Origin of the sequence: Zoogloea sp. LCSB751, from assembly GCF_002028455.1 — a bacterium.
Taxonomy (GTDB): domain Bacteria; phylum Pseudomonadota; class Gammaproteobacteria; order Burkholderiales; family Rhodocyclaceae; genus Zoogloea.
The window spans coordinates 1-237 of the sequence record NZ_MWUM01000604.1 but is presented as its reverse complement, the minus strand read 5'-3'; the positions used below and the strand labels follow the sequence as shown (position 1 = coordinate 237).

Annotated in this window: 1 protein-coding gene; it reads left to right on the top strand. The window is 41.4% G+C overall.

Annotated features, from left to right (window positions below):
* Positions 1-108: 108 nt before the first annotated feature.
* Positions 109-237: kinase/pyrophosphorylase (locus B4920_RS29300; protein WP_161493403.1), on the top strand; the 129-nt coding region annotated here is incomplete at its 3' end.

Genomic DNA, 237 nt, shown 5'->3' with positions numbered 1-237 from the left:
GTTTATTTCAGTGGCCCCTTCACACGAGGGCAGCGGCATTTTACACTCCCGCTGAAGAAGCGTAAATCTATAATTTTATTTGTAATTTTATTACTACAAGAGGTCAGTATGACACCAAAGGTATTTTACATCTCCGACGGCACAGCGATCACAGCAGAGGTTTTTGGGCATGCAGTTCTCTCGCAATTTCCATTAGAATTTGAGTCACTTACAATTCCATTTGTCGAAACATTGGCA